This window comes from Streptomyces sp. NPDC042371 (genome assembly GCF_056437465.1).
In genome coordinates this window covers 334,595-349,060 of the sequence record NZ_JBWKAP010000008.1, presented here as the reverse complement: position 1 = coordinate 349,060, position 14,466 = coordinate 334,595, and the positions used below count along the sequence as shown (strand labels likewise).

Sequence of the window (14,466 nt, the reverse complement as noted above, 5' to 3'; positions counted from 1 at the left end):
GATGTGCGGGTGTGTGCTTGGCCCTGACCTAAGGGGGGCGACGTCATCGTCGCCCCCATCCTTCCAGACTTGCCGGGCGGCTCCAGCCGGTCGGAAGTCCTCAGTCGGTGAGGCCGAGGTCGTCCTTCGAGTACGCGAAGAGGTACGGCACGCCCGCGCCCTCGGTGATCTTCTCGCCCGCGCCGGTGGCCCGGTCCACGATCGTGGCGACGCCGACGACCTCGGCGCCCGCCTCGCGGACGGCCTCGACGGCGGTCAGCGGCGAGCCGCCGGTGGTGGAGGTGTCCTCGACGACCAGGACGCGGCGGCCCTTGATGTCCGGGCCCTCGACGCGGCGCTGCATGCCGTGCGCCTTGGCGGCCTTGCGGACGACGAAGGCGTCCAGGCGCTTGCCACGGGCGGCGGACGCGTGCAGCATCGCGCCTGCCACCGGGTCGGCGCCCATGGTCAGACCGCCCACGGCGTCGAAGTCGAGGTCCTTGGTCAGGTCCAGCAGGACCTGCCCGACCAGCGGCGCGGCCTCGCCGTCGAGAGTGATCCGGCGCAGGTCGATGTAGTAATCGGCCTCCAGACCGGAGGAGAGCGTCACCTTGCCGTGCACGACGGCCTTGTCCTTGATCTGCTGCAGCAGCTCGCCGCGTACGTCAGTCATGCCTATGAGCTTAAAGGGGTCGCCAGGTCCAGGTGGTCGACGTCTCCAGGGGCTCGATGGGGGTGATCAGGCGCGGGTCGGTGTTCAGGCCGTTGGGCGGGCCCGTCTGGGGCTCCACGCAGACCGCGGCCTCCTGCTCGTCGTAGACGACGACCCACTGCTCGCGGCTCTTGACGTTGACTTCGAGGCGCTCGGGCCAGGTGAGCGTCACGTCGACGCCGTCGGGCATGCCGAAGCAGTCGTCCCAGGGGCCGGGGCGCACGTCGGTGCGGCGGCCCGTGGGGAGGTGGTCGTCGCCGCGCTCCTCCTGCCAGGCCGGGGCGAAGTCGATGCGGACGGGCTCGCCGCCGTCCTCCAGGACCCGGTTGAACCAGGGGTGCCAGCCCGCCTGCGCGGGGAAGGAGCCGCCGTACGTCTCGATGCCCATGCGCAGCGTCAGCGCGTCCTCGGTGAGCTCCACGATCTGGGTGACGCGGCCCGGGTAGGGCCAGGGGTCCGTCAGGTCGTACGTGAAGACCGCCTCGGTCCCCGAGGTCCGCGCCGTGCGCCACGCGGCGTCCCGCGCGAAGCCGTGGATGGCGTGCGGCGGGGAGTTCAGCGGCATCTGGTGGACTTCGGCGCCGTCGCGGAACCGTCCGTCCCCGATGCGGCCGCACCAGGGCACCATCGGGAAGCAGCCGTACTTCTTCCCCTGCCGCAGCAGCTCGACGCCGCCGATGCGCAGGCTTCCGATACGGCAGCCGTTGCCCGGCTGCACCGTCACTTCCGCGTCGCCCGCGGTGAGGGTCACGTCTTCGGTACTCACGGGGCCGACCCTATGACGTGGGCGGTCAACGGCGGCGGCGCAGGGCCCTGCCGACGACGATGGCCGAGGCCAGCGCGATGGCGGCGACGGGTGCGGCCCAGCGGAGCGTGGCGTTGGCGGCGAGGGACTCGGGGGCGGGCGCGGGAGCGTACCGGCCGCGGGGCGGGGCGTGGTCGACCTCCTCCGCGCTGCGGCCGATCATCGTGCGGCGGGCGTGCGCGGCCTCGGCGGGCGGCACGCCGATGCTCTCGAGGTCTTCGAGGTCCTCGATGGTCTCCAGGTCCTCGATGTCGTCCGCGTCGTCCAGGACATTGGTGTCGTCGAGATTGATATCGGCGTCGTCGACATCATCAACGCCGTCAATGTCGTCCATACCGTCGATGCCATCGATGCCATCAATGTCGTCGCTCAACGGGTCCAGCGACGGCGGCGGGACCTCCGTCTCGAACACCGTGGGCGCGGTGTCGGGGGGCGCCCCCGCCGCGAGTCCCTCGGCGAAACGTTCCAGGAGCTTGTGCACCGCGGTCTCCACAGCCTGTGGAGAACCCTCCGCGATCCGCCCGTCGGCCCCCGCGCTCCCGCCGAACACGAGGGTCGTCCCCTCGACGGCAGGCACCAGCCGCACGGTCAGCGACAGCTTCACCGAACCGGAGCCGCGCACCTCCGCGCCCTCGGCCTCGAACGCGTACGTCCCGTCCGCGCGGGCGTCGGTCCGCGCGGAGCCGCGGTACGTGATGGTGTGCCCCTGGACGCGCACCTTGAGACGCCCGGAGAGCGGCCCGGCCGCCTCCCCCTCGTCCCCCACGGCGCGCTGGAGCCCGGGCACCGCCCCGGCGACCCGCTCGGGGTCGGCCAGGACCTGCCGGAGCCGCTCTGCAGAGACCGGAACGAACACCTCATGCTCCATGGCAGCCGAGCCTACCCACGTGGCCGTCACCATGTACGACAGTTCGTCGGACCATGTACGTCAGTTCGCGTAACGCGGATGCACCAGGGTGGACGGCGCGAGCCCCGGCTGCCGCGTCAGCTCGGCCGCGCGGGCCCCGGCGCGCACCACCTCCGAACGGGCCGCCCGGAGCAGCACCGGCCGGGTCCGCGAGGCGAGCACGAAGCCCCAGTCGCGGGGCGCCGTGTCGCCCTCGGCCGTGCGGTCGGGCCCGGCCGCGAACCCGGACTGCCTGCCGCCCACGCGGTACGCCACGGTCCGCAGCCCCGCCGCGCGCAGCGTCGCCTCGACCGTCCAGAAGACGTGCGCCCTGGTCGACAGGGGCCCCGCGTGCACGGCGAGGCGGCCGCCGTCGGTGAGGACGCGGGTGGCCAGGCCGTAGAACTCCTGGGAGTAGAGCTTCGTGCTGGCCGTGATGCCGGGGTCGGGCAGGTCGGAGATGACCACGTCGTACCGCGTGCGGGCGAGGCGCAGCCAGCGGAACGCGTCGGCGTGCACCACGCGCATGCGCGGGTCGCGGTACGCGTGGCCGTTGAGCTCGCTCAGCGCCGGGTCGTGCCGCGCGAGGTCGACGACGCCCGCGTCCAGCTCGACGACGTCGACGCGGCGCACGCCCGGGTGGCGCAGGACCTCGCGGGCCGCGAGGCCGTCGCCGCCGCCGAGGATCAGCACGCGCGCGTGGGGCCCGCGCATCGCGGGGGCGACGAGACCCCGGTGGTAGCGCTGTTCGTCGCGGCCGCTGATGCGCAGGCGGCCGTCGAGGAAGAGGTCGAGGGAGCCGTGCCGCCCGCCGGTGAGGACGACTTCCTGGATGTCGGTCTGCACGGCGACCCGCACGTCCCTGCCGTACACCGCGCGCCGGGCGGCCCGCTCGAAGTCGTCGACGAGCACGGCGGCGGAGGCGAGCAGGGAGAGGACGACGACGTTCACGGTGAGGAGCACCCAGCGGGCGCGCACGCTCAGGTCCTGCCGGAACAGGCCGAACACGAGTGCGGCGCCCGCGAGCGCGTTGACCGAGCCGGTGAACAGGGCGCCCGTCAGCTGCCCGAACACCGGCAGGAGCAGGAAGGGGAAGGCGAGCCCGCCGACCAGCGCGCCCACGTAGTCCGCGGCGAACAGGTCGGCGACCGCGCCGCCCGCGTCCTGTCTGCGGATGCGCTGGATGAGCACCATGAGGAGCGGCACCTCGGCGCCGATGAGGACACCGATGGCCAGGGAGAACGCGACAAGCAGATAGCGCGAGCTGCTCGCCCACATCTCGCCCCTACCGCCGGACCACGCGAACGCCGCGTACAGCACCATGGCGCTGCAGCCGCCGACCAGCGCGAGCGCCGACTCCAGGAGGCCGAACCAGGCGGAGGCGTGGTGCCGGAGGCGCTTGGCGAGCAGCGAGCCGATGCCCATGGCGAAGACCATCACGGAAAGCACGACGGAGGCCTGGGTGACCGAGTCACCGATCAAGTACGCGGCGAGGGCGACGAGTTCCAGTTCGTAGACCAGGCCGCAGGCAGCGCAGACGAACACGCCCGCAAGGACGAGGAACCGTCCTGCCCGGGGCGAGACCGGCAGGCGCACCGATGACTCGATCACCCTGGCACGCTACGTCACCGCAAGCTCACACTGGGTCCCCCACATGGGTGCAACTCCTTGGCCCACACCGCCTCCGAGCAGTCAGAGCGCCGCCGGAAGCGGCATGCGCACCCCCACCCGGGTGCGTGTCGCGACGAGTTGACCCTCTTGGGGGTACGCGTGCCACGTACGCCACATCAGGGATCCCTCGTGCCGCTGCGCCAGCATCGCGGTGAAGGCGTGCGGGCTGCCGGGGAAAACGCCCGCCAGGCCGTGCGGGTGTTCGGCGACGAGGGCGAGCAATTCCTGTGCGCGGCCGCCGAACTGACCGTGCGACAGGGTTTCCACGCGCGCCGCGAACTCGTACTCCCATTCACCGACGCGCTTGGAGACGCCGAGCGGCAGCGGAGTGCTGCTGCCGGGGATGCAGGCCACGGTCTCGGAGCAGCCGCCCCGCTCCTCCTCGATGAGTACCTGATGTGAGGCCCCGAGCAGTCTCAACTGCATTTTGGCGTCGGCCAGTTCCAGATCGAGGACGGCGAGGGCGGGCAACGGCTCGCGCCCCAGGGCCCAGGCGAGGTCCGCGGCGCGCGTGTCGGTATAGCCAGTCTTCAGGGTCGTGAGCATGGGTCGGCTCCGCTAACACGCAATGGAGGTGGGGCCGGCGCACCCGGAAAGGGGTCCGGGAGGTCGGTATGCCGGCTCGTGCCCACGAGAACGTCTTACGGATAACCGGATCGCGGTCCGCGAAACCTGTACCGGACGTCCGAGGGCGGTGCTGACGTTTAAGAGGGAATCATGGTCGGCGACGCTGCCACTGCGTTTTTACCCAACTTCGTCTGGTTTCCATCCCCATGAGGGCTACACAGTTCAATTGTTCAGTACAGCCGCACCGCACCGCACAGAAGCGCCCGGCGGGGTTCGACCACCCCGCCGGGCGCTTCTGTGGATCCGGTGGACCAGCTGCCCCGTGTCAGCTGCCTCCACCGCATCCGCCCCCGCCGCCTCCACACGAGGAACCGCCCCCGCAGGAGGAGCCACCACCGCACGAGGAACCGCCCCCGCACGAGGAACCGCCGTCGCCACCGCCGCTACCGGTCCACCAGCTGCCGCCCGCCGCCGAGCCGGACGCGGCACCCGAGCCGCCCCACCGCGAGCGGCGCTTGCGCCGTCCGCTTCCCCCGTAACTGATCGCCGCGGCCAGAGCGAACACGAGCACCGCCACGAAGACGAAAGCCACGATCATGGCCCTCACACTCCTTCCGTTCCCCCGAAGCAGGTCCCCCGTGGGCCGTGCTTCGTGTGTGACAGGGGGATGCCCCTGCCCGGGGCGACCCAAAGCAGAGTTGAGGAACTCCAGAGGTTCGGCGCAGGATGGCGGCCATGACGTCCTCCTCCGGGCGCGAGCGCCCGCTGCTCAACCGCCGCCTCGCCGAGTTCGGCACCACGATTTTCGCCGAGATGTCCGCCCTCGCGGTGAAAACGGGTGCGATCAACCTCGGGCAGGGCTTCCCGGACACGGACGGCCCCGAGGCCGTGCGGGAGGCCGCGGTGCGGGCGCTGCGCGACGGCCGCGGCAACCAGTACCCGCCGGGCCCCGGCGTCCCGGAGCTCCGCTCGGCGATCGCCGAGCACCAGCTCGCCCGCTACGCCCTTTCGTACGACCCCGACCGCGAGGTCCTCGTGACGGCGGGCGCGACCGAGGCCATCGCGGCGTCGCTGCTCGCCCTCGTCGAGCCGGGCGACGAGGTCATCGCGCTGGAGCCCTACTACGACTCGTACGCCGCCTCGATCGCCCTGGCGGGCGGCACCCGCGTCCCGGTCACCCTGCGCCCCGCCGATGGCCGCTTCCGCCTCGACCTGGACGAGCTGCGCGACGCGGTCACCGACCGCACCCGGCTGCTCCTCCTGAACACCCCGCACAACCCGACCGGCACAGTCCTGACCCGCGCCGAGCTCACGGAGATCGCGAAGCTCGCGGTCGAGCGCGACCTGCTGGTCGTCACCGACGAGGTCTACGAACACCTCGTCTTCGACGACGCCGAGCACATCCCGCTCGCCTCCTTCCCCGGCATGCGCGAGCGCACGGTCAGCATCGGCTCGGCGGGCAAGACGTTCTCGTTCACGGGCTGGAAGGTCGGCTGGGTCACGTCGTCGCCGGAGCTGGTCTCGGCGGTCCGCTCGGCGAAGCAGTTCCTCACGTACGTCTCCTCGGGCCCCTTCCAGTACGCGGTGGCCGAGGCGCTCGCCCTGCCCGCCTCCTACTTCGACGACTTCCGCGCGGACCTGCGGGCCAAGCGGGACCTGCTCAGCGAGGGCCTGTCGGCGGCGGGCTTCGACGTCTACCGCCCGGCGGGCACGTACTTCGTCACGACCGACATCACCCCGCTCGGGGAGAGCGACGGCTTCGCCTTCTGCCGCGCCCTGCCGGAGCGGGCCGGTGTCGTCGCCATCCCGAACGCCGTCTTCTACGACCACCGGGACGCGGGGGCGCCCTTCGTGCGGTTCGCGTTCTGCAAGCAGACGTCCGTGCTTGAGGAAGCGGTGAGCCGCCTCAAGTCACTGGCGGGCTGACGCCCCGGCAAACCGGCACCCGGAACGCCGAGAGCCCGGCGGGAGTGGCTGCTGCCATCCCCGCCGGGCTCTCGTGCGCGATACGGACCCTCGGGCCCCTCAGGCCCCTCAGGCCCCTCAGGACCATCTGGCCCCTCAGGCCTCGGCGTCGCCGGGCTTCTCGTTGGTCTCGCCCTCACCCTCGGCGGAGTCGACCTCGGACTCCAGACCGAGCTGCTCGACGAGCCAGCGGTCGAACTCGATCGCGGCGCGCACCCAGCTGACGGTCGAGGAGACGAAGTGCTCCAGCGAGACGCCGGTGCCGATCAGCATCTGGGCCTCGCCGATGAGGCGGACCGTGCCGTCGTCGTGCGTGTGGCTGTAGACCTTGGGCCACAGGGTCCGGCGGTTCCAGTCGTCGATCGACTCGAGAAGCTGCTGCTTCTCCTCGATCTGGTGCGGCCGGTCGTAGAACGTCCGCACCGAGAAGACCTGCTGGTCACCCTCGCCACGGAACATGAAGTAGGTGCGGAACTCCTCCCACGGCGCCGCGAGGTCACCCTCGTCGTCGACGACGTGCTTGAGCTCCATCTGGTCCAGGAGCTGCTTGACCAGGTCCTGGTCGGGGACGACGGGGCCCGCCGGTTCTGCGCCCTGCTGCGGTTCGGGCTGGCCCCCGAAATTCGGAATCGAGGACGGGTCGATGCTCACGTGCGTTGTCCCTTCGTATGGATGGGCCCATCCTCTCCCAGGATGGGCCCCCGAGGGCAAGCCCGGCTCCTCGCAGGCTTGCTTCACCCCGTGATCACAGGGTTTTCCCGGTCACGGGGCCCACGATCAGACCGTCCTCGAAGCGGTCGACGCGAACCGTGTCACCGTCCTTCACCTCGCCCGCGAGGATCTCCTTCGCGAGCCGGTCGCCGATCGACGTCTGGATGAGGCGGCGCAGCGGTCGTGCGCCGTACGCCGGGTCGTTGCCCTCGGCCGCCAGCCAGGCCAGCGCCTCGGGCGTGACGTCCAGCGTGAGCCGCCGGTCGGCGAGCCGCTTGGCGAGGCGGCCGATCTGCAGCTCGGCGATGTGCGCGAGCTCGTCGCCGGTGAGCGCCGAGAAGACGACGAGATCGTCGAGCCGGTTGAGGAACTCGGGCTTGAAGGATGCCCGTACGACCTCAAGGACCTGCTGCTTCTTCTCCTCCTCGCTCGTCAGCGGCTCCACGAGGTACTGGCTGCCGAGGTTGGAGGTGAGGATCAGGATGGTGTTGCGGAAGTCGACCGTCCGGCCCTGCCCGTCGGTCAGCCGCCCGTCGTCGAGCACCTGGAGCAGGACGTCGAAGACCTCCGGGTGCGCCTTCTCGACCTCGTCGAGCAGCACGACGCTGTACGGCCGCCGCCGGACCGCCTCGGTGAGCTGGCCGCCCTCCTCGTACCCGACGTACCCGGGCGGGGCGCCGACCAGCCGGGCGACGCTGTGCTTCTCGCCGTACTCGCTCATGTCGATGCGGACCATGGCCCGCTCGTCGTCGAAGAGGAAGTCCGCGAGGGCCTTGGCGAGCTCCGTCTTGCCGACACCGGTCGGGCCGAGGAAGAGGAAGGAACCCGTGGGGCGGTCGGGGTCGGCGATCCCGGCGCGGGTGCGCCGCACCGCGTCGGACACGGCCTGCACGGCCTCGCGCTGCCCGATGAGCCGCTTGCCGAGCTCGTCCTCCATGCGCAGCAGCTTCTGCGTCTCGCCCTCAAGGAGCCGCCCGGCGGGGATCCCGGTCCAGGCGCCGACCACATCGGCGATGTCGTCCGGCCCGACCTCCTCCTTCACCATGGTGTCCTTGGCCTGGGCTGCGGCCTCCTCCTCGGCCTCGGAGGCGGCTTCGAGGTCGCGCTCCAGGTCGGGGATCTCGCCGTACAGCAGCTTGCTTGCGGTGTCGAAGTCGCCGTCGCGCTGGGCGCGCTCGGCCTGGCCGCGCAGCTCGTCGAGCTTCTCCTTCAGCTCACCGACGCGGTTGAGGGACTGCTTCTCCTTCTCCCAGCGGGCGGTGAGGCCGCGCAGTTCCTCGTCCTTGTCGGCCAGGTCGCGCCGCAGCTTCTCCAGACGCTGCTTGCTCGCGGGGTCCGTCTCCTTGCTGAGGGCCAGCTCCTCCATCCGCAGGCGGTCGACGGCGCGCTGGAGCTCGTCGATCTCGACGGGCGAGGAGTCGATCTCCATGCGGAGCCGGGACGCGGCCTCGTCGACGAGGTCGATGGCCTTGTCGGGCAGGAAGCGGGAGGTGATGTACCGGTCGGAGAGCGTGGCGGCCGCGACGAGCGCGCTGTCGGCGATCTGGACCTTGTGGTGGGCCTCGTACCGCCCCTTGAGCCCGCGGAGGATCGCGATGGAGTCCTCGACGCTCGGCTCGGCGACGAGCACCTGCTGGAAGCGGCGCTCCAGGGCCGGGTCCTTCTCGATCCGCTCGCGGTACTCGTCGAGGGTGGTCGCGCCGACCATCCGCAGCTCACCGCGGGCGAGCATGGGCTTGAGCATGTTCCCCGCGTCCATGGCGGAATCACCACCGGCCCCGGCGCCCACGACGGTGTGCAGCTCGTCGATGAAGGTGATGACCTGTCCGTCGCTCTCCTTGATCTCGGAGAGGACGGTCTTGAGCCGCTCCTCGAACTCGCCGCGGTACTTCGCACCGGCGACCATGGCGCCCAGGTCGAGCGAGACGAGCCGCTTGTTCTTCAGCGACTCGGGGACGTCCCCCTTCACGATGCGCTGGGCCAGGCCCTCGACGACGGCGGTCTTGCCGACGCCGGGCTCGCCGATCAGCACGGGATTGTTCTTGGTCCTGCGCGACAGCACCTGCACCACGCGCCGGATCTCCTGATCCCGCCCGATGACGGGGTCGAGCCTGCCCTCGCGGGCGGCGGCGGTGAAATCGGTGCCGAACTTCTCCAAGGCCTTGTACTGGCCCTCGGGGTCGGGTGTCGTCACCCGGCGCCCTCCCCTGGTCTTCTCGAATGCGTCAAGCAGCTTCCTGCTGCTTGCTCCGTGCTCGGTGAGTACGTCACCCGCCTTGCCGCCCTTGGCCGCGATGCCGATGAGCAGGTGCTCGGTCGACAGATAGTCGTCCCCGAGCTCCTTGGCGCGCTTCCCGGCGTCCGCGACGACGGCAAGCAGCTCGCGGTCGGGCTGCGGCGGCGCGACGGTGGACCCCGTCACGCTGGGCAGCGCGGCCAGCGCGCGCTCGGTGTCCGCGCGCACGGCGGCCTGGTCGGCGTCGACCGCTGCGAGCAGGTCCACGATGTTCTCGTTGTCCTGTCCCTCCAGCAGCGCGAGCAGCAGATGCGCGGGGGTCAGATCGGCGTGACCGTCCTTGACGGCACGGCTGGTGGCCGCGTTGATCGCGTCCCGGCTCCTGTTGGTCAGCTCGGCGTCCACGGGCGTTTCTCCTCCTTACGGGGTCCAACCACTGTCATCCACTGTCATGAGGTCCTGATCCGGCGGGTCCCCACCACGGGTCCCCCGCCAACACTGACTTACTCAACCTGCACAAAGTTGAGTCTATTCCACTCAAGGAGGAAGCGGGAAGTCCGGGCGGCTATGTTCCGTACCCATGGCACCCACGGCACCCTCGGCCTCCACGGCCCTGCCCTCCACGCCCGCGTCCCGTCGCATCGACCTGTCCGATCCTCCCGAGCCCTACCTCAGCTTCTGGCGCGAACGGCGCGTCTGCACGTTGACGACCCTGCGCCCGGACGGCACCCCGCACGTGGTGCCGGTCGGCGTGACGTACGACCCGGAGGCGCAGGTCGCCCGGATCCTCGCGCGCAGGACGAGCCGGAAGGTCGTGCACATCCTGGCGGCGGCGGCCGCGGAGGGCCCCGGGGCGCGGGTGGCGGTCTGCCAGTTCGAGGGGCGGCGCTGGGCGACGCTGGAGGGTCTCGCGGAGATACGGACGGATCCGGCGGAGATAGCGGAAGCGGAGCGCCGCTACGAGGAGCGCTACGAGCGCCGCCCGTCCCCGAACCCGGACCGGGTCCTGATCGAGATCAGGCTGACGCGAGCGCTGGGCAAGACCTGAGCGCGGCACGCCCGCACGCGGCACACCCGCACACACCACAGCGGCGCCACCGTGTTCAGGTCCACGGTGACGCCGCTGCTGGGGGAAGTACCTGCGCGATTTACAACGACGGGGGAATCGCGTCAGGCACTGCGGGGGGTGGCTGTGATGTTGTCCGGGACGCTCACGGCGTCCGGGTCCTGCTGTTCCTGCTGCCCGACCATCTGGTGGTCGCGCCGGTCGAGATTGACGAAGACCATCCCGTACCGAATCGCGCACCGCACGGGCTGCGGCGCTCCTCTGGGCCTTCGCAGGCACCTGTAGGCCCGTATCTCTTCCTCGTCGTCACGCGTGACGACGATCGGCTCACCGAGCAAGGTCACCATCAACGAGTCGCCGCGGTGGGGGATCGCGGTCACAAGGTCGATGAAGTGCCATCCGGATCGGTAGGCGGTGGCCATTTCCCGGCGGAACGTGCGGTCGTCGGGAGGCGTGCTCATGCCTTGCCCTCCGCCTTCACGCCCCAGGACAGATCCTGGGTACTCCAGGACAGATCTGACCCCGCCGCGGCGACCGAAGTCCCGCCCGCCGGCTCGCTGTGCCAGGAGAGATCGAGAGTGGTCACCGCACCCAGGCCCAGCCCGACGGAGAAGGTGGTGACAAGCACCGAGCGAAGCATGCGCTTAAACATGATCGGCTTCGTCCTCACTTGGTAGATTTCTCTCCCCCGGCTCTAGAGACGATGTCTCAATTGAGCACGTCAAAGCCACAGGGTCGATGCATCATGTTCCTGCACGTTCAGGACCCTGGGGGGTGGAGATTTGCTTACAACAGGTGCGAAACCGACACATCCTCACCCCTCGACGCCTCTCTGCGACGAAGGTGCGAGGCTCTACGCACATGCGTTGGCCAATGGCCGTCTGGACCGGCCGGAGGCCGAGAACACGCCCTGCCTCCTCGAATCCGGTTTGTTGCGCCCGGATCCCGACGACAGTGAGTGGCTGCGTCCGATTGCTCCGGCCGCCGCGCTCGCCCAGCGGCTCAACCCGCTCGAACGGGAGATCCGCGACCGGCGGAGACTCGCCGTGCAGCTCACAGACATTTTCGAGCCATTCATGGCGATCACCGCGCGGGCCGAGCCGACGTCCCCCGCGATCACCGTTCTGGAGAACGACGGGCACATCGACGCCGCCATCGAGCAGGCCACGGCCGAGTGCACCTACGAGATCCTCACCGCCCAGCCGGGCGGCGGCCGCAGCGAGGGTTCCCTCACCGTGGCGCTCCAGCGCGGACAGACCGTACTTGACCGCGGCATCACAATGCGCACCCTTTACCAGCACACGGTCAGGCACAGTCAGGGAACGCTGGCGTATGCGGCGCGCATGGCCGCGGGCAACGTACAGATCAGGACCCTCGAGGAACTGATCGACCGAATGATGATCTTCGACCGCACGGTCGCCCTCATACCCGCTCGCGAAGACCGCCAGGCCGCCCTGGAGATCCGGCACCCCGGCCTCATCGAGTACTTCGCCAAGGTCTTCGAGCACCAATGGAGCAAGGCCACCCCGCTGCTCGACGAGGTCCCCTACGCCCCGTCGACCGACGGGATCACCGGCGTACAGCGCTCCATAGCCAAACTCCTCATCGAGGGGCACGTAGACGAGGCGATAGCCCGGCGCCTGGGCATGAACGTCCGTACCTGCCGCGCCCACATCGCCAAGATCGCCGCCGCCCTCGGCAGCGGCAGCCGCGCTCAGCTCGGGTATCTGATCGCCCAGTCGGGAATCCTCGATCAGGACCGCCCGAAGTGACCCCCGAACCCCACTCCCACGGCCCGGACGAGCTGTGCGAGGCGGGTTCGGAGCTGTACGCGCGTGCCCTGCGGAAGGGGCGTATATCGCGCGCGGACGCCGAACGGGCGCCCTGCCTGCTCGGGTTCGGGCTGCTGCGCCCCGACACGGACGACCCCGACCGGCTCCGCCCCACCCCGCCCGCCGTCGCACTCCCCCGCCTCCGCGAGGCCATCCAGAAGCACATCGCCGACGAGCTGAGCCACGAAGTCCGCCTGGCCGCGCAGTTCGAACCGCTGATGGAGATCGCGCGCAGCGGCCGGACACCGGCCAAGGACCCCTCCGTGGCCCCCTCCGTCACCGTCCTGAACGGATTCCCCCGCATCCAGCAGGCCGTCGCCGACGCGCTGGACTCCTCCAGCGGGGAGTCGCTCGTCATCCAGCCGGGCGGCGTCCGGCTCGCCGAGGCGCTGGCCCAGTCGCACGCGCACGCGCAGGGCCTGCTCTCCCGCGGTGGCCGCATGCGGACGCTCTACCAGCACACGAGCCGCCACTCGCTGCCCGTCCTCGCCTATTACGAACAGCTGCGGGGCGACACGGAGGTCCGCACCCTGGACGAGGTGACCGAGCGGCTCTTCATCTTCGACCGGACCGTGGCGTTCATCCCGGCGAACAAGGACCGCAGCATGGCCCTGGAACTCCGCCACCCGGCCCTCGTCGAGTACCTCGTCACGATCTTCGAGCGCCTCTGGCGCCTGGCCACCCCCATGTTCCCGCAGACGGCCAGGCTCCCCTCGGACAACGGCATCACGACCCGTCAGCACGCCATCGCGGGCCTCCTCGTCGAAGGCCTCACCGACGCCGACATAGCCGACCGCCTCGGCATGAACATCCGCACCGCACGCGTCCACATCGCCAAGCTCGCCGCCACCCTCGGCAGCCACAGCCGCGCTCAACTCGGCTATCTCATCGGGCAGTCCGGCATGCTGATCCGGGACGACTGCGCATAGACTCACCGGCCCTTCAACCAAACCGGCAGGGAGCGCAGCGTGTCCGAGGAGCACATACCGCACGGGGTGGAGAACCTCTGCGAGCCGGGTGCGGCCGTCTACGCACGCGCGCTGCGCGAGGGCGGGATCCGCAGCAGCGACGCCGAAGAGGCCCCCTGCCTCATCGATTTCGGGCTTCTCCACCCCGGCCCCGACGACATGCGGTGGCTGCACCCGACCGCCCCTGCCGTGGCCCTGCCCCGGCTGCTGCGCACCATCGAGAACCGGGTCGCCAGGCACCGCCGCCGCGAAGAGAACCTCACCGCGGTGTTCGAGTCCTTCCTCGGGCTCGACGACGTCGCCGTGCCCGACGGGGAGCCCTCCGCCATCAGCGTCCTCCAGGGCATGCCCCGGATCGAGGCCGCCATCGAGCAGGCCATCACCGAGGCCGGGCACGAAGTGCTCGTCATCCAGCCGGGCGGGGTCCAACCGGCGGCGACGCAGGAACGCATCGACGCCCGCGAGCAGGAGATCCTGTCCCGCGGCGCCCGGCTGCGGAAGCTCCGCGTGCACACGACCCGCAACTCCCTGCCCACGCTCGCCCACTACGAGCGGCTCGACGGCGACATCCAGGCCCGCACCCTGGACGAGGTCACCGAGAGCCTCTTCGTCTTCGACCGGGCCGTGGCGTTCATCCCCGCGAGCCAGGACGCCACCATCGCCCTGGAACTCCGCCATCCCGCACTCGTCGAGTACTTCGCCACCACCTTCTGGCGACTGTGGCGCCTCGCCACCCCCCTGTGGCCCCGGACCGCACCCCAGCCGACGGACACCGGCATCACCACCCGCCAGCACGCCATCGCGGAACTCCTCGTCGAGGGCCTCACCGACGCCGACATAGCCGACCGCCTCGGCATGAACATCCGCACCGCACGCGTCCACATCGCCAAGCTCGCCGCCACCCTCGGCAGCAACAGCCGCGCCCAGCTCGGCTACCTCATCGGACAGTCCGGAATCCTCGATCAGGGACGCTGACCCCCCGTCCAGAAGCAGTCACTCTCACCTACGGCATCCGGCCCGGTCTCTCTCAGCCTGCATAGAATCGCGACGCTTCAACCAGGCAGGAGG

Annotated in this window: 15 protein-coding genes; 5 read left to right on the top strand and 10 right to left on the bottom strand. The window is 70.5% G+C overall.

Annotated features, from left to right (window positions below):
* Positions 1-100 precede the first annotated feature (100 nt).
* From pyrE to AC068B_RS25775, 6 genes are all read right to left on the bottom strand, one after another.
* Complete coding sequence (gene pyrE / locus AC068B_RS25800) at positions 101-652, bottom strand: orotate phosphoribosyltransferase (protein ID WP_150185239.1); 552 nt, start codon at positions 650-652, stop codon at positions 101-103.
* 10 nt (positions 653-662) lie between these two features.
* Positions 663-1,457 carry an aldose epimerase family protein gene (locus AC068B_RS25795; protein ID WP_478674009.1) on the bottom strand — a complete coding sequence of 265 codons (795 nt, stop codon included), beginning with the start codon at positions 1,455-1,457 and terminating at the stop codon, positions 663-665.
* Between the two features lie 25 nt (positions 1,458-1,482).
* A complete protein-coding gene (locus AC068B_RS25790; RefSeq protein ID WP_478674008.1) occupies positions 1,483-2,364 on the bottom strand; it encodes an SRPBCC family protein in 882 nt (293 codons plus the stop codon).
* A 60-nt stretch (positions 2,365-2,424) separates the two neighbouring features.
* Positions 2,425-3,993 carry a polyamine aminopropyltransferase gene (locus AC068B_RS25785; RefSeq protein WP_478674007.1) on the bottom strand — a complete coding sequence of 523 codons (1,569 nt, stop codon included), beginning with the start codon at positions 3,991-3,993 and terminating at the stop codon, positions 2,425-2,427.
* Between the two features lie 81 nt (positions 3,994-4,074).
* On the bottom strand, positions 4,075-4,599 hold the full coding sequence (locus AC068B_RS25780; protein WP_478674006.1) for a DUF2617 family protein: 525 nt from the start codon (positions 4,597-4,599) through the stop codon (positions 4,075-4,077).
* Between the two features lie 346 nt (positions 4,600-4,945).
* The gene (locus AC068B_RS25775; protein ID WP_478674005.1) at positions 4,946-5,218 is read right to left on the bottom strand and encodes a hypothetical protein; all 273 of its coding nucleotides are present in this window, start codon (positions 5,216-5,218) and stop codon (positions 4,946-4,948) included.
* Positions 5,219-5,346: 128 nt separating this feature from the next.
* Between AC068B_RS25775 and AC068B_RS25770 the strand changes: the two genes are divergently transcribed.
* Positions 5,347-6,546, top strand: a complete 1,200-nt coding sequence (locus AC068B_RS25770) for a pyridoxal phosphate-dependent aminotransferase (RefSeq protein ID WP_478674004.1) — start codon at positions 5,347-5,349, stop codon at positions 6,544-6,546.
* 135 nt (positions 6,547-6,681) lie between these two features.
* Here AC068B_RS25770 and AC068B_RS25765 read toward each other — a convergent pair whose 3' ends face one another.
* Positions 6,682-7,236, bottom strand: a complete 555-nt coding sequence (locus AC068B_RS25765) for a YbjN domain-containing protein (RefSeq protein WP_356260613.1) — start codon at positions 7,234-7,236, stop codon at positions 6,682-6,684.
* Between the two features lie 94 nt (positions 7,237-7,330).
* A complete protein-coding gene (gene clpB, locus AC068B_RS25760; RefSeq protein ID WP_478674003.1) occupies positions 7,331-9,937 on the bottom strand; it encodes an ATP-dependent chaperone ClpB in 2,607 nt (868 codons plus the stop codon).
* Positions 9,938-10,112: 175 nt separating this feature from the next.
* On the opposite strand from clpB, the gene AC068B_RS25755 reads away from it, so the two are divergent.
* The gene (locus tag AC068B_RS25755) at positions 10,113-10,580 is read left to right on the top strand and encodes a pyridoxamine 5'-phosphate oxidase family protein (protein WP_478674002.1); all 468 of its coding nucleotides are present in this window, start codon (positions 10,113-10,115) and stop codon (positions 10,578-10,580) included.
* A 122-nt stretch (positions 10,581-10,702) separates the two neighbouring features.
* Here AC068B_RS25755 and AC068B_RS25750 read toward each other — a convergent pair whose 3' ends face one another.
* Positions 10,703-11,059 carry a Rieske (2Fe-2S) protein gene (locus tag AC068B_RS25750; RefSeq protein ID WP_079074827.1) on the bottom strand — a complete coding sequence of 119 codons (357 nt, stop codon included), beginning with the start codon at positions 11,057-11,059 and terminating at the stop codon, positions 10,703-10,705.
* On the bottom strand, positions 11,056-11,238 hold the full coding sequence (locus AC068B_RS25745; protein ID WP_478674001.1) for a hypothetical protein: 183 nt from the start codon (positions 11,236-11,238) through the stop codon (positions 11,056-11,058). Before AC068B_RS25745 ends, AC068B_RS25750 begins: the two co-directional genes overlap by 4 nt.
* Before the next feature lie 142 nt (positions 11,239-11,380).
* Here AC068B_RS25745 and AC068B_RS25740 point away from each other — a divergent pair, with 142 nt between their 5' ends.
* From AC068B_RS25740 to AC068B_RS25730, 3 genes are read left to right on the top strand one after another with little or no spacing between them, the layout of a single operon-like run.
* The gene (locus tag AC068B_RS25740; RefSeq protein ID WP_478674000.1) at positions 11,381-12,370 is read left to right on the top strand and encodes a helix-turn-helix transcriptional regulator; all 990 of its coding nucleotides are present in this window, start codon (positions 11,381-11,383) and stop codon (positions 12,368-12,370) included.
* Positions 12,367-13,359, top strand: a complete 993-nt coding sequence (locus AC068B_RS25735) for a helix-turn-helix transcriptional regulator (RefSeq protein WP_478673999.1) — start codon at positions 12,367-12,369, stop codon at positions 13,357-13,359. Before AC068B_RS25740 ends, AC068B_RS25735 begins: the two co-directional genes overlap by 4 nt.
* A gap of 39 nt (positions 13,360-13,398) precedes the next feature.
* Positions 13,399-14,373: a helix-turn-helix transcriptional regulator gene (locus AC068B_RS25730; protein WP_478673998.1), complete on the top strand. Its 975-nt coding sequence runs from the start codon at positions 13,399-13,401 to the stop codon at positions 14,371-14,373.
* Positions 14,374-14,466 lie beyond the last annotated feature (93 nt).

Bases quoted from the DNA above. Each gene is read 5' to 3' on its own strand.
- AC068B_RS25775 (WP_478674005.1), bottom strand. From the start codon at position 5,218: ATGATCGTGGCTTTCGTCTTCGTGGCGGTGCTCGTGTTCGCTCTGGCC.
- AC068B_RS25755 (WP_478674002.1), top strand. From the start codon at position 10,113: ATGGCACCCACGGCACCCTCGGCCTCCACGGCCCTGCCCTCCACGCCC.
- pyrE (WP_150185239.1), bottom strand. From the start codon at position 652: ATGACTGACGTACGCGGCGAGCTGCTGCAGCAGATCAAGGACAAGGCC.
- AC068B_RS25770 (WP_478674004.1), top strand. From the start codon at position 5,347: ATGGCGGCCATGACGTCCTCCTCCGGGCGCGAGCGCCCGCTGCTCAAC.
- AC068B_RS25750 (WP_079074827.1), bottom strand. From the start codon at position 11,059: ATGAGCACGCCTCCCGACGACCGCACGTTCCGCCGGGAAATGGCCACC.
- AC068B_RS25790 (WP_478674008.1), bottom strand. From the start codon at position 2,364: ATGGAGCATGAGGTGTTCGTTCCGGTCTCTGCAGAGCGGCTCCGGCAG.
- AC068B_RS25780 (WP_478674006.1), bottom strand. From the start codon at position 4,599: ATGCTCACGACCCTGAAGACTGGCTATACCGACACGCGCGCCGCGGAC.
- AC068B_RS25745 (WP_478674001.1), bottom strand. From the start codon at position 11,238: ATGCTTCGCTCGGTGCTTGTCACCACCTTCTCCGTCGGGCTGGGCCTG.